This window comes from Gluconobacter sp. P5E10 (assembly GCF_018812145.1).
GTDB classification, from domain to species: Bacteria; Pseudomonadota; Alphaproteobacteria; order Acetobacterales; family Acetobacteraceae; genus Gluconobacter; species Gluconobacter cerinus.
On the sequence record NZ_JACRVZ010000005.1, the window covers coordinates 1 to 13,599 of the forward strand.

The following is a 13,599-nucleotide window of genomic DNA, read 5'->3' on the forward strand; positions in this document are numbered from 1 at the left end:
ACCCCAGCCGCCACCACCGGAATACTGGGTCTGGTTGTCGATATAGGCGAGGAACGAGTGACCTTCTGCCTGGTAATCCTTGGTCGGTACGCCAAACTGGCGAATGACGTCCACTTCAGACTTCCCGACCATCGAATCGAGGACCTTACGCTGCTGCAGGGTAGGAACCTCACAGGCGGAAAGAGCCAGAAGAGCGACGACGGAAAGCAGCTTTGCCTTTTTCATTTTCTTTGTCCCCGGCTGTGTGACCAGCACAGATATGTTTCTTCGTGAGACGTTCTAGCCCGTTTGGAGATAGAAACGGATTAAAAGTCCTGCAAGTTTCAAAACGGCTATGCCAACCACAAAATGTCACGGATTGCAGGCGCCCCCGTCGCAAGCATGACGAGGCGGTCAAACCCCAGCGCAATACCAGAACATGATGGCATATCTGGCAATGCCGTCAAAAAAGCTTCATCAAGCGGCCAGTCCTGATCGGGCGAAATGTCGAGTCTTCGTTGCCGATCTGTAGCGAAACGTTCGCGCTGCTCCACAGGATCCGTCAATTCTTCGAACGCGTTCGCCAGCTCGATCCCACCAATATACAGTTCAAACCGCAAGGCTGCCCTCGCGTCCGACGGATCCTTGCGGGCAAGAGCCGCCTGCTCTGCAGGCCAGTGCGTCAGGAAAGTAGGCCTTTCACGACCGATAACAGGCTCGACACGCTCCAGAAGCAGGCGAAAAAAGAGATCTTCCCAGGTCTCACCGTTTCTGAGCACCGCGCCCGCCTGTGTCGCCAGAGCTTCTGCATTCCCGGCTGTCGCCAAAAGATCTGCACCGACATATCGTACAAAAGCAGCCTGCATTGTCAGACGTTCGAAGGGCACAGACAGGGGGATTAGTCTTCCATCCCTATAGACCTGTTCCGGCAGAAGAGCCCTGACGTAAGCCTCCGTCTCATCCATCAGGCCGGCAAGATCAGCTTCAGGCGCATACCATTCCAGCATCGTGAATTCCGGAACATGCGTGGAACTGCTTTCTCCATTGCGCCAGACCCGCGCTAGCTGGAAGATCGGTAGCCCTGTGGCCGCTACAATTCGTTTCATCGCAAATTCGGGGCTGGTATGCAGGAACCGTGCTTCGCGACCTCCATCAGGCTGTTCCAGTTCTGTCCGGAAACAGCGAAGATGCACTTCTTCTCCCGGAACCGGAACCGCGTAAGGCGTTTCGACATCCAGATAACCACGATCATCGAAAAATTTTCGCGTAGCCTGCACCATGGCAGCCCGGCGCCTGAGCAACGGCAGGCGTTCAGCAATCCGGTCATGATCGGATGAGGAATGGGTCATAAGGGAAGAGTTCCTGTTGCAACACACAGCCAGCCAGCGTTAGAGCCACCACATGCACGATATGGTCAAGACCACGAACAAGCGGCATGTGCTGCGCACACCATCTGATCTCATTCAGGCAGGTCTGGCTCCGGAAGCCGACAGAGCGACCCTTGATGCTGTCAGCAGCCACTTTGCGACAGCTATTCCACCTGCGTTTCAGGCACTGATTGAAACCTCAGACGACCCTATCGGAAAGCAGGTCATCCCTGACATCCGGGAACTGACCACGCAGCCCTATGAAACCGTTGATCCGATTGGGGATGATGCGCTGTCCCCCGTCAAAGGGATCGTACATCGTTACGAAGACCGCGCGCTTCTGAAGCCCCTGTTGATCTGCCCACTTTACTGCCGTTTCTGTTTCCGACGTGAACATGTTGGCCCCGATGGTGGCCTTCTGACAGATAAAGAGCTTGAAACTGCGCTTGACTGGGTTCGGATGCATCCCGCCATCCGCGAAATCATCCTGACGGGTGGTGATCCTCTGATGCTCGCGCCACGCCGACTGAAACATATCGTTCAGTCCCTCTCGGCGATTCCGCATATCGAGACCATCCGTATTCATTCCCGTGTTCCCGTAGCAGACCCGGCCCGCATTACGCCGGACCTGTTGGATGCCATGGAAACAGATCGCGCCATGTGGGTCGTTGCGCACATCAATCACGCGCGGGAAATGACAGACGAGGCCCGCAAGGCAGTTCGCGCCATTCTTTCGCGCGCTATTCCGGTTCTGTCCCAGTCTGTTCTCTTAAGGGGAGTGAACGATACGGAAGCCTCTCTGGAGGCGCTATTGCGCGCTCTCGTGGCGGCACGTATCAAGCCTTATTACCTGCATCACCTAGACGCGGCACCGGGAACCAGTCACTTTCAGGTTCCCGTTGAAGAAGGTCGGGCTTTGCTGGGCCGCCTTCGTGGACGCGTCACAGGCCTGGCATGGCCGACATATGTTCTCGACATTCCCCATGGCAAAGGGAAAGTCCCACTGGGGCCGGATTACCTGTTGCCTGGCGAGAAGGGCAAAGTCCGCACACCCCAAGGAGAAATTGCGGATTTTGAAGGTTAAGGCCTATCGCTCAGGCCATCGAAATCCTAGCCTGCTTCAGCCTTGGACGTTAACCGTCTAAATCGCAGACAGGCTCGCTCAATACGATAGAGCATTGCCCAACGGCGAACTTTTGGAGCTGCTTACCCAACGAACTGCGACGCAGCCCCGAGCACCAGCTTTACCCTTCCGTCTTCGGAAACAGATGCGTCGCATGTGTGACGGCGCCACCCGCACGGATAGCCGCTGCCACCAGAGCAATTTCTGAAAGCTGAGCGTCTGTTGCCCCTGCCTCACGCGCAGCCTTGGCATGAAGTTCGATACAATACGGGCACTGCGTGGTCAGGGCGACAGCAACCGCAGCGAGCTGCTTGGTCAGGGCGCTGACAGTTCCGTCTTCAAATGCAGCGCGATCAAACTGCCAGAAAGCGTCCATCCCCTTGCTGGCGTTCGCTTCGAGATGGGAAATACGGGAAAGATTTTTCATGTCGTACATGAGAGCAAGCCCCTGAGTTATCCGTCCCCGCCTGCACGACAGGGCCATTGCGAGCATGAACCCCTCTCACTTTTCCTCCAAGAGCGACATCCTTCACACTTTCCTGAGTTATTCAGCCCACTCAGGCCGCCTTGCGCCTTGCCGAAATCCCCTTCACGGCGCTAGAAGCCCACAAGACGTGATAAGAAACCCACTATTGCAGGGTCAGGACAACACATGAAGCAACAAGCCAACCTTATCCGCGCCGGTCAGGTCATCGAGCACGATGGCCGTCGCTGGACGGTTCTCAAGCAGCAGATCATCACCCCGGGTAAGGGTGGCGCGTTTATTCAGGTTGAAATGCGTGACCTGAAGACGGGCAACAAGACGAACGAGCGCTGGCGCACCGCAGACACCGTCGAGCGCCTGATCACGGAAGACAAGGACTTCACCTATTCCTACATGGACGGTGAGAACATTGTTCTGATGGACCCGGAAACATTCGAGCAGGTTATCCTGCCAACCGATATCCTGGGTGACCAGCTTCCGTTCCTGCAGGACAACATGGAACTGAGCGTCAAGCTTGTGGAAGGCGACGCCGTTGGCGTGACCCTGCCGCCGCATGTCACGCTCGAAATCACCGAAGCGGACCCGGTCGTGAAAGGCCAGACGGCCTCATCGTCCTACAAGCCAGCCATGCTCGCCAATGGCGTGAAGACCATGGTTCCTCCTTTCATTGAAGCTGGCGAGCGCATCGTTGTCCGTACGGATGATGCGTCCTACGTCGAGCGCGCCAAGGACTGATCATGCGTCTTTCCCCGCACATGGCCGTCATGCAGAACGCAGCGCAGAAGGCAGCACGCCGCCTGCTCCGCGATTTTGCAGAGGTCGAGCAGCTTCAGGTCAGCATCAAGGGTCCGGGAGACTTCGTGTCCCAGGCCGACCTGCGTGCAGAAACCATCATCCGCGAAGAACTCGCCCGCGCACGTCCAGGCTATGCCTTCCTCATGGAAGAATCAGGCCCCTCGGGCGGGGATAACTGGACGTGGCGCTGGATTGTCGATCCGCTGGACGGCACGACGAACTTCCTGCACGGCATTCCGCACTGGGCCATTTCCATTGGCCTTCAGCGTCGCCTGCCGGATGGTACGGTCGAACTGGTCTCCGGGCTGGTTTACAATCCTGCTGCCAACGAAATGTTCTGGGCTGAGAAAGGCATCGGCGCATTCCTGAACGAGCGCCGCCTGCGCGTTTCCGCACGACGGAACATGCAGGAAGCCGTGTTCGCCACAGGTATTCCGTTCGCAAAGGTCCCCAGCAGCAAGCGTCTGCCCTTCGCACGCGTTCTAGGTGCTCTCATGCCGCAGGTTGCAGGCATCCGTCGCTTCGGCGCCGCTGCCCTTGATCTCGCATGGGTCGCAGCTGGCCGTTACGAAGGTTACTGGGAATTCGGCATCAAGCCATGGGACTGCGCAGCAGGCCTGCTGATCGTTCGGGAAGCTGGTGGCCACGCCACTGATCCGGACGGACAGGAGCTTCATGACCTCGACGACGACGTCAATGTTGTCGCCGGAAATGCCCAGCTTCATGGCACTCTGCGCGGTATCGTGCATGAGGCTTTGAACCGGGAGTAAGCAGAAGTCTCTCCTGCCCCATTGCGGGAGGATGGAACGCTCGGTTAGGATCGGTCCCCTATGTACAGGCCGATCCTAACCTCCCTCTCAGTGGCGGCCGTTCTGGCCTGCCTTCAGCCTTCTGGGGCGCATGCCCAGGTCACCAGCAATCTGGATGATCTTCCCAGTGGCAAACCGACTGCCGTTGCAAAACCTGCAGTCCCTTCCCAGACCACTCATCGAGCCGCAGCGACGCCTTCTCCATCGCGGAGTACGGCTCCGCACAGCGCCTCTGCACCTACAGGTACAGGCAAAACGACGGTTCCTGCCGTTCCCGCAGCACCGCCGCCACCTGTTGTGCTGCCGCCGCCTTTCGTCCCCATTCAGACGCATGCGCCCGCTCCACCGGTTGATATCAAGGCCGTTGCTGATGCGAAGAGCAGCACGACAGCTCTGCCAGAGGGTGGACTGCGCGTGATTTTCGCGCCGTCGAGTTCAGATCTCACCGATGAGAGCCTCAAAGCCCTTACGGCCTATGGCGCCTCACTCAAGGATCAGCCTGAAAAACGTATCATCCTGACAGCCTATGCCACTGTGCCAGGTGATGACATTTCAATGCCAAGGCGCATTTCCCTTGCACGAGCACTGGCTGTACGCTCCATTTTCATCAATGCTGGCGTTGCAACCACGCGTCTGTATCCCCGCGCCATGGGACGTCCGGACAAGGGCGATGCCAATCCGGCTGACCGTCTCGATATCGTCACTGAGCAAAATCCGCCGCCCTCCGATTCCGCAACCCCGGCAAACGGCACGCCATAAGCCAGGAAAGACCCGCCGTGACCCGTCCCACCACCTTCCTTCTGCGTATGGGCGTCTTTCTCGCCGCCGTTGCGCTTCTCGCAGCGTCTATGGCCAAGACGCTCCTGAACGCCTTCAATGCCAACCCGAAGCTGGATGCCGTCATTCTGGGCGTTCTGATTTTGGGAATTATCTGGAACCTGCGCGTTGTCCAGCGGCTCATGCCGGAAGTTCGCTGGGTGGAAATGCTCCGCCAGCCCCGCGCAGGGCTTGCAGCTCCAAACCCGCCCAAACTGCTCGCCCCAATGGCGAGCATGCTGGCCGCACGCAGTCGCACGGACCGCCTGACCCTCTCGACCCAGACCACCCAGGCCATGCTGGACAGTCTCTCGTCCCGATTGGATGAGAGCCGCGAAATTTCGCGTTATATGACGCAGTTGCTGATTTTCCTGGGGCTTCTCGGCACGTTCTACGGCCTGCTTCTGACCGTGAGTTCCATTGCTTCTGTGATCGGTGGAATGTCAGCGGGTAACGGCGATCTCGACGCCATGTTCAACCAGCTTAAGACAGGCCTTGCCGGTCCATTGGCTGGTATGTCGACCGCATTCTCGGGTTCCATGTTCGGCCTGGCAGGAGCGCTGGTTCTTGGCTTCCTGGATCTGACAGCCGGTCAGGCACAAAGCCGCTTCTTCAATGAGCTGGAAGAATGGCTTGCGGGCGTTACACGCGTCAGCGGCGGCACAAGCATTGAGAGCGACGGGGCTCCGATCCCAGCCTATGTGCAGGCCCTTCTCGAGCAGACAGCGGAAAATCTTGAAACGCTTCAGAACGCCGTTTCCCGTAGTGAAGAAGCCCGCGTCCGTGAGGTTCAGCTGCTGGATAGCCTGCAAGAGCGTCTGCGCGGCATGACTGAACTTCTGAAAGCCAATCAGCAGATCATGACCCGCACGGCTGAGACGAATGCAGCCCTCGTTCCGCTCCTTCGCCAGATGGGTGAAGAGGGTCAACCGGGCTCGCAAGGTACGCCGCTTCTGCGGATTGAGAGCCATCTTTCCCGTCTCGTTGAAGAACTGCACCAAGGTCGCGCCCAAACCGTCGGTGAAATTCGCAATGACCTGCGCCTTCTCGCGCGGACCATCGCTGCGGCCTCCGGCACCGCAAACGGCACTTCCAGCAGGCAGGACTGACCATGGCCCGGCGCAGACGCGGACCCAACAACGCCCTGGATGCCTGGCCCGGCTATGTGGACGCTCTGTCCACACTGCTGATGGTCGTCACGTTCGTTCTTCTGGTCTTTGTGGTGGGACAACAGTTTTTGTCCGTCGCCCTGATGCGACGCGAGCACACGCTAGACGCTTTGCAGAAGCAGTTGGCTGAGCTGTCACACATGCTCTCCATGACGGAAGACAAGAACAAATCCCTGAATGCGACGGTCGCCAGCCTGGCCAATGACAAGCAGAAGAACGAAGACCAGCTCAAGGCTTTGGCCGGACAGATGGCTCTTCTGAATGGCCAGCTTCAGTCCAAAGATCAGGCCCTTGCCTCTGCTGACAGCGCAAGCCAGCAGCAGAACAGCAAAATCTCGGACCTACAGGCTCAGATCGAGGAGCTGACACGCCAGCTTCAGGCCATCAGCAATGCCCTCGATATCGAGAAAAAGAACGAGCAGGCCAAAGACACGCAGATTCAGGATCTTGGAAACAAGCTGAACGTCGCCTTGGCCGACAAAGTGAACCAGCTCAAACGATATCGCTCAGAATTCTTTGGCCGCCTGCGTGATATCCTGAAGAACCAGAAGGGCGTGAACGTCGTAGGAGACCGATTTGTCTTTCAGTCAGAAATTCTTTTCCCTCAGGGCAGCGCTGATCTGACCAGTGAGGGCAAAAAAGAAATCACTACTCTGGCAAAGACGTTCAAACAGGTGTCTTCAACCATTCCCGCAGATATCCCATGGATTCTGCGCATTGACGGCCATGCAGACAGACAGCCTATTCACAGCGCTTTTCCGAGCAACTGGGAGCTGTCCTCTGAACGGGCCATCACTGTTGTGAAACTTCTGATTGCCGAGGGTGTGGACCCGCATCATCTGGCAGCAACAGGGTTTGCAGACTTCCAGCCGCTTGACGCAGCCAGTACGCCAGCGGCATACGCCCGCAACCGCAGGATCGAGTTCCGTCTGACGGATCGCTGATTCCCCTTGCCTGCCTTTTCACGAAGGCAGGCTTTTCCGCAGGTCTGCTGACATTCCTGCGATAATCCCGTATGTAACCTGCCATGACCGAAACCCCGCTCTCCCTCATTCGCAATTTCTCGATCATTGCGCATATCGACCACGGTAAATCGACGCTTGCAGACCGCCTGATCCAGGCCTGTGGCGCTCTCACGGCTCGTGAGATGAAAGCTCAGGTCCTCGATTCGATGGAGCTGGAGCAGGAGCGCGGCATTACCATCAAGGCACAGACGGTTCGCCTGACGTACCCGGCCAAAGATGGGAACATCTACACGCTGAACCTCATGGATACGCCGGGCCACGTTGACTTTGCATATGAAGTCAGTCGCTCGCTTGCCGCCTGTGAGGGGTCACTGCTGGTTGTGGATGCGTCCCAAGGCGTGGAAGCCCAGACGCTGGCAAACGTCTATCAGGCGATCGACGCGAACCACGAAATTGTACCAGTCCTGAACAAGATCGACCTTCCGGCAGCCGAGCCGGAGCGTGTTCGCACGCAGATCGAAGAGGTCATTGGCATCCCGGCAGACGACGCTGTGGAAATCAGCGCCAAAACCGGCATCAACATCGAAGGCGTCCTTGAAGCACTTGTAACGCGTCTGCCTGCGCCGAAGGGTGACCGTTCAGCACCGCTTCAGGCTCTTCTGGTGGATAGCTGGTACGATGCTTACCTCGGCGTCATCATTCTGATTCGCGTCATGAATGGCACCGTCAAGCGCGGTGACCGCATTCGTATGATGCAGGCCGGCTCGACCTATCACGTTGATCAGGTTGGTGTGTTCCTTCCCAAGATGACCAACGTTGATGAGCTTGGCCCAGGTGAGATGGGCTTCATTAATGCAGCCATCAAAACCGTTGCGGACGTCGCGGTCGGTGACACTATTACCCTGGATCGCAAGCCGGCCGAAAAGGCGCTTGCAGGCTTCAAGCCTTCCATCCCTGTGGTGTGGTGCGGCCTCTTCCCGATCGACGCCGACGACTTCGAAAAGCTGCGTGACAGCCTCGGTAAGCTGCGCCTGAACGATGCATCTTTCCACTTCGAGGCGGAAAGCTCTGCCGCTCTTGGTTTCGGCTTCCGCTGCGGCTTCCTCGGACTACTTCATCTGGAGATCATCCAGGAACGCCTCTCCCGCGAATTCAATCTGGATCTGATCGCCACCGCGCCGTCTGTCGTCTATCGCATGACGCTGACGAACGGCACGAAGGAAGAACTGCATAATCCTGCAGACATGCCCGATCCCGCCCAAATCGAAACCATTGAAGAGCCCTGGATCAAGGCTACGATCATGGTTCAGGATGAATATCTGGGTTCCGTGCTGACACTCTGTTCAGAACGTCGCGGTATTCAGGTCGATCTCACGTATGTCGGCAACCGTGCGATGGCCGTCTATCGTCTTCCGCTCAATGAAGTTGTGTTTGACTTCTATGATCGTCTGAAATCCCTGACCCGCGGATATGCGTCCTTCGACTATCAGGTTGATGGATACGAAGAGAGCGACCTGGTCCGCATTTCCATTCTGGTCAATCATGAGCCAGTGGATGCGCTGTCCTTCGTTGCTCACCGCACCGTGGCAGAGACACGTGGTCGTGCCATTTGCGGCAAGCTCAAGGATCTGATCCCCAAGCAGCTCTTCAAGATCGCTATTCAGGCCGCTATCGGCTCCAAGGTCATCGCCCGTGAAACCATTGGCGCGCTCTCCAAGGACGTGACGGCAAAATGCTATGGTGGTGACATCTCCCGTAAGCGCAAACTTCTGGACAAGCAGAAAGAAGGCAAGAAACGGATGAGACAGTTTGGTAAGGTCGAAATTCCGCAGAGTGCCTTCCTCGCAGCCCTCAAAATGGATTAACCCAGCCTTATGCCCAAAACAGCCGCTGTCCTGTTCGTCCATAACGAGGCCGACAACATCGGCTGGTGGCTCAGTCACCATGCCACGATTGGGTTCTCAACACTGATCGTCTGCGACGATCATTCAACTGACGGCACCTGGACTCTTCTTTCCAATGCCGCTTCATTTTACGACATTCGTCTTCAACGATCGGACAAGACCATCCCCGATCGTCTGGAGCGCCAGACAGCCTTTCAAAAGGGTGTTTTTGAACATGGGCGCACCGAATTCGAGTGGATGATGATTCTAGCCGCAGACGAATATCTGCATCTTGAACAGGCCTCGTCTCTTGAAGAGTTTCTGGGTTCGGCAAATGGGCAGCCCATTCAGGTAAACTGGTGTCTGTTTGGTTCCAATGGCCATGAAACACCGTCGCCCTTTGCACCGAGCCAAGCCTTCACGCATCACGCACTTCTTGAGAGTGCTGACCACAGAGTCACGCGAACCCTTTTACCGGCTGACCGGTTCGAAAGCGCTTTGCCTGACCCTTTCGGACATATCAGTTCTCATCCTGACTGGTCTCAGGCACGCGTTCTTCATTACGCAGCAGGCGATCGCCAGAGCTTTTTCCAACGCGGTTCAAGTGAAACGCCAGAAGAGGCCTGGAAACATTTTGATCGCAATGATGCATTAGAAACAGGACCGCAGCGCTGGCTACCTGAAACGCGCCGAATTGCCGCCTCGCTTGTTCAGTCAGGTTTGACTGACCTTTACTGGCGCCTTCGTCAGACTGTGGTCCAGCATGACGAAAATACATTGGAAAAGCTTGGTCTCAGTGCCTCCGCGCTTTCTGCGGAAGATGACGGTACGTTTCCTGATTTTCAATTTTACGCGTTCAGTGAGACACAGCCGTTCGTGCTGGACCTTCACACAGAGCAACTCATTGCCCTTCCAGCGAGTGATCTAGACCCTACCCGGCATGTCCGGATGATCCTTGCTGTCGAGGCCAGTTCAGTCTCGCCATATCCTGCATTTCTTTTTCCTGAACGCCCCTGCCAGGCGCCGTGCCTGACCATCACAGGCTCTCCATCACTTCTCGCAGCCGTTCCCTTACGTTTCCGCCCAGAAGACCAGAGTATGGCTTCTGCAATCACGGGGCAGAGTGTCGATTTTGAAATCCCTGATCCCACGCTGTTCCCTCAGGAAGCCACGTCCGAGCTCTACGCACGCCTCACGGCGTTGATGGTGCTGAGTCAGGGCGGACACACACTGGAAGCGCTGCTTCGGGGCATTGAAAGACTTCCTGCCCCTGATGCAACTGCACTGGGGTGTGCAATTGCCATGCTCTCTCCCGCAGAGGCAGAACAGTTGGCGGTCATATTTCCAGGACTCGTTCCGTTGAGCGTCCGGCCCGTCAGTCCGTAACAGCCGCCTTCCGAAACAGATCAAACGTTGCCGTCACACCATCCATGACCGCAGCCCGATAAGTCGCATCCCCGGTGAAAAGTCGCTAACGCAGCATCTGAAGGAAGGCGGGCCAGCCACCTTTTTCATGCGCTGCCGACAAATATTCCCGGGGTAGCCCTTCCCCCACCTGCGCTGACAGCATCTTTCCACCGAGGCGAGATCCTTCCAGCACATAGAGAGCACCCAGAGCACCTCCCGCTCCTGTTGGAGGGTGCCAATCCAGCGCGGGGGGTAGTGAGTGGCCAAGAGTTTGTAGATCGCGTTGCAAAAGATCAGTGCGACCACGCCACGCTGGCAAATCATGCTGCGTGGCAAGCCACTGCTCCACAACAGGTAACACCTTCGCATGGGCCTGCAGAAAGGCACCATAAGACGTTGGATCTGACAGATTGAAACGTGAATACGCCTGATCGACCCGTTCATGCACAGTGCGACTGACCTGACGCAAGGCTGTCAGGGGATCATGCTCGGCTCTGATATCGTTCACGGTCTCACTCATTTTCCACGCTCTTAATGTCTTCAGGCGCAACTGGGTCGGCTGCAAATCGTATTCATACCAATGCAGTCATATTTCTTCTTCGGCCAGATTTTTCGTGATGTGGAGTTTCAATGATGAGTGATGCCTCGTCCCAAAAGGTTCGTCGCAAGCATCCTGTTCTAAAAGTAGCAGGCGGCTTTTTGGGCGCTCTCGCCATTGCCATCATCGTTCTGGTGCTTGTCTGGCAATGGGACTGGTTCGTACCTCTCATTAATCGCAAAGCCTCGGCGGCATTGCATCGCCCGGTCAGCATTGCTCATCTTCACGTTTCACCCGGCCTGCGCACCAGCGTCACGGTCGATGACCTGAAAATTTCCCAACCCGAAGGCTTTGAAAAAGAAAAATCTGACTTTGCGTCTGCCAAATCCCTGACAGTGAAAGTGGATGTCTGGCGCTACCTGACCGGACGTGGCCTTTTTATCCCGGTAATCCGCATGGATACGCCGAGAGGGGACATTATTTCCCTGATGAACGGCCGTAATAATTATACGTTCGGCGACACATCCAAAGATAACCAATCAGCCTCATCCTCAAGCACAACAACGCTACCGGATCTCGGCGAAATCGACATCCAGAATGCGGACATTCATCTGGCACTTGCTCAGTTGAAAACCGATATGCACGTGCTTGTTCACACAACACCGGCTCAGGCCAATCAAAAAGGAAACGTCGTCGTTGATCTCAAGGGGCGCTACGCTCAGGCACCAATCAACGGGCACATTGTTGGTGGAGCTCTTCTCTCGCTCACCAAGCCTGCTGAGCCGTACCCCATTGATGGGCGTATCGCTAACGGCCCAACCTACGTAACCCTCAAGGGAACGGTCGACGACCCACTGCACTTCAAGGGAACAAAGCTCGCCCTTCACTTCGCGGGCCCAGACATGTCTTTGCTTTATGGACTGACGGGTGTTCCTGTGCCGCACACTCCGGCCTACAGCATCACGGGTAACCTCGGATATTCCGAAAATGCCATTCGTTTCCAGAAATTTGAAGGGAAGATGGGATCGTCTGACATTGGTGGAGACATCAACGTCAATCCCCACCTGAAACCACCTTTCGTTGAGGCTGCCCTACACTCGCGCTCAGTCGATCTGGCGGATCTCGGAGGATTCATTGGTGCGAAAACGGGCGAGCCAAAGAAAACCGCTCCTCCAAGCAAAAGCGTGCTGCCCGATCAGAAAATCAATGTTCCCAAGCTGAATGCCGTGAATGCCCACGTGACCTATCACGGTGATCATATTCGCAACAAAGACCTGCCGCTGGACAACATTGATACGGAGTTCGACGTCAAAGACGGCGCCATTGATCTGAAACATCTGACTTTTGCGACAGGATCCGGGAAAATCAGCGCCGCTGCGACCCTGGAACCAACGAAGAATGAGCAGTTCCGGACCAAGTTTCGTCTTGATGTTTCTCGCCTCCCCCTCTCGCAGATCATGAAAGCAACTGACACCTTCAAAGGTGAGGGAACAATCGGTGGCCATGTCACGCTGACATCAACAGGAAATTCCGTCGCATCGCTGGTCGCGAACGGAGATGGCGGAACCACACTTGTGCTGGATCGGGGCGGAGACGTTACGGCTCTTCTCCCAGATCTGCTGGGGCTAAAGCTGGGATCAGCAGTTTTGTCCGCTCTTGGAATTCCAAACCGATCGAGACTTGAATGTCTTGTCGCTGATATGCCGCTGGACAGCGGCATTCTGAAAACCAAGTCTTTACTGCTCCAGACAGAAACCACCCGCACGACCGGAACGGGAACAGTCAATTTCCACAACGATACTCTCGACTATGCTGTCACCACCCGCTCAATTCACCCGCAGATCCTCTCTCTTCCAGGCGCAGTGCATATTTTTGGCCCTCTCAGCGGCCCCAATATTCTGCCCGGCGCAGAACTGGTAGGGCGTGTTGCAGCGTCCGTAGGCCTTGGTGTTCTCTTCCCGCCTGCTGCACTCATCCCAACGATTCAACTGGGTGTTGGGGAAGGTTCAGCCTGTGAACGTGCGGTACGAGAAGCCAACACCAACCCGGCTGCAGGAATTGCGCCTGGCGGTACAACAGGAGGTGGAGCAAGCAGTGTGCCACATCCGTCAAAGGCGGCATCTTCTGGCAAGCCTGCGAAGCGCCTGACACCCGCTCAGGTCAAAAAAGCATGGGCTCAAAAAACGAACCCGAAATGAAAAATCACCAAGGCCCCATGGCGGAATGAACTTTTTTCACTATAGCTGAGCAAAATTTTCATTCCC

The 13,599-nt window shown here is 56.3% G+C and carries 12 protein-coding genes and 1 pseudogene; 9 read left to right on the forward strand and 4 right to left on the reverse strand.

Annotated elements, in window-relative coordinates; genetic code table 11:
• Window positions 1-225 (reverse strand): annotated as a pseudogene (locus KP707_RS11340) (hypothetical protein); the annotation flags it as partial.
• A 107-nt stretch (window positions 226-332) separates the two neighbouring features.
• Window positions 333-1,328 carry an EF-P lysine aminoacylase EpmA gene (gene epmA, locus KP707_RS11345; RefSeq protein ID WP_211503358.1) on the reverse strand — a complete coding sequence of 332 codons (996 nt, stop codon included), beginning with the start codon at window positions 1,326-1,328 and terminating at the stop codon, window positions 333-335.
• Between the two features lie 52 nt (window positions 1,329-1,380).
• Between epmA and KP707_RS11350 the strand changes: the two genes are divergently transcribed.
• A complete protein-coding gene (locus tag KP707_RS11350; protein ID WP_211503357.1) occupies window positions 1,381-2,430 on the forward strand; it encodes a lysine-2,3-aminomutase-like protein in 1,050 nt (349 codons plus the stop codon).
• A gap of 160 nt (window positions 2,431-2,590) precedes the next feature.
• On the opposite strand, the gene KP707_RS11355 is transcribed toward KP707_RS11350, so the two are convergent.
• Window positions 2,591-2,905: a carboxymuconolactone decarboxylase family protein gene (locus KP707_RS11355; protein WP_046901305.1), complete on the reverse strand. Its 315-nt coding sequence runs from the start codon at window positions 2,903-2,905 to the stop codon at window positions 2,591-2,593.
• A 216-nt stretch (window positions 2,906-3,121) separates the two neighbouring features.
• Here KP707_RS11355 and efp point away from each other — a divergent pair, with 216 nt between their 5' ends.
• The 7 genes from efp (at window position 3,122) to KP707_RS11390 (ending at window position 10,776) form a co-directional block, all read left to right on the forward strand.
• Window positions 3,122-3,688, forward strand: a complete 567-nt coding sequence (gene efp / locus KP707_RS11360; RefSeq protein WP_046901304.1) for an elongation factor P — start codon at window positions 3,122-3,124, stop codon at window positions 3,686-3,688.
• A gap of 2 nt (window positions 3,689-3,690) precedes the next feature.
• Window positions 3,691-4,518 (forward strand): inositol monophosphatase family protein, encoded by an 828-nt coding sequence (locus KP707_RS11365; RefSeq protein WP_064274968.1) that lies wholly within the window; start codon window positions 3,691-3,693, stop codon window positions 4,516-4,518.
• 60 nt (window positions 4,519-4,578) lie between these two features.
• Window positions 4,579-5,316: an OmpA family protein gene (locus tag KP707_RS11370; protein WP_211503356.1), complete on the forward strand. Its 738-nt coding sequence runs from the start codon at window positions 4,579-4,581 to the stop codon at window positions 5,314-5,316.
• A gap of 17 nt (window positions 5,317-5,333) precedes the next feature.
• The gene (locus KP707_RS11375; protein ID WP_211503355.1) at window positions 5,334-6,482 is read left to right on the forward strand and encodes a flagellar motor protein MotA; all 1,149 of its coding nucleotides are present in this window, start codon (window positions 5,334-5,336) and stop codon (window positions 6,480-6,482) included.
• A 2-nt stretch (window positions 6,483-6,484) separates the two neighbouring features.
• A complete protein-coding gene (locus KP707_RS11380) occupies window positions 6,485-7,486 on the forward strand; it encodes a peptidoglycan -binding protein (protein WP_211503354.1) in 1,002 nt (333 codons plus the stop codon).
• 83 nt (window positions 7,487-7,569) lie between these two features.
• Entirely contained in the window at window positions 7,570-9,372 is a 1,803-nt protein-coding gene (gene lepA, locus KP707_RS11385; protein WP_086633035.1) for a translation elongation factor 4, read from the forward strand.
• A 9-nt stretch (window positions 9,373-9,381) separates the two neighbouring features.
• Window positions 9,382-10,776: a glycosyltransferase family 2 protein gene (locus tag KP707_RS11390; protein ID WP_211503353.1), complete on the forward strand. Its 1,395-nt coding sequence runs from the start codon at window positions 9,382-9,384 to the stop codon at window positions 10,774-10,776.
• Between the two features lie 85 nt (window positions 10,777-10,861).
• Here the strand turns inward: KP707_RS11390 and KP707_RS11395 are convergent, their stop codons facing one another.
• On the reverse strand, window positions 10,862-11,317 hold the full coding sequence (locus KP707_RS11395; RefSeq protein ID WP_252348872.1) for a biliverdin-producing heme oxygenase: 456 nt from the start codon (window positions 11,315-11,317) through the stop codon (window positions 10,862-10,864).
• 113 nt (window positions 11,318-11,430) lie between these two features.
• On the opposite strand from KP707_RS11395, the gene KP707_RS11400 reads away from it, so the two are divergent.
• The gene (locus KP707_RS11400) at window positions 11,431-13,533 is read left to right on the forward strand and encodes an AsmA family protein (protein ID WP_373687802.1); all 2,103 of its coding nucleotides are present in this window, start codon (window positions 11,431-11,433) and stop codon (window positions 13,531-13,533) included.
• The last annotated feature ends 66 nt before the right edge of the window (window positions 13,534-13,599 follow it).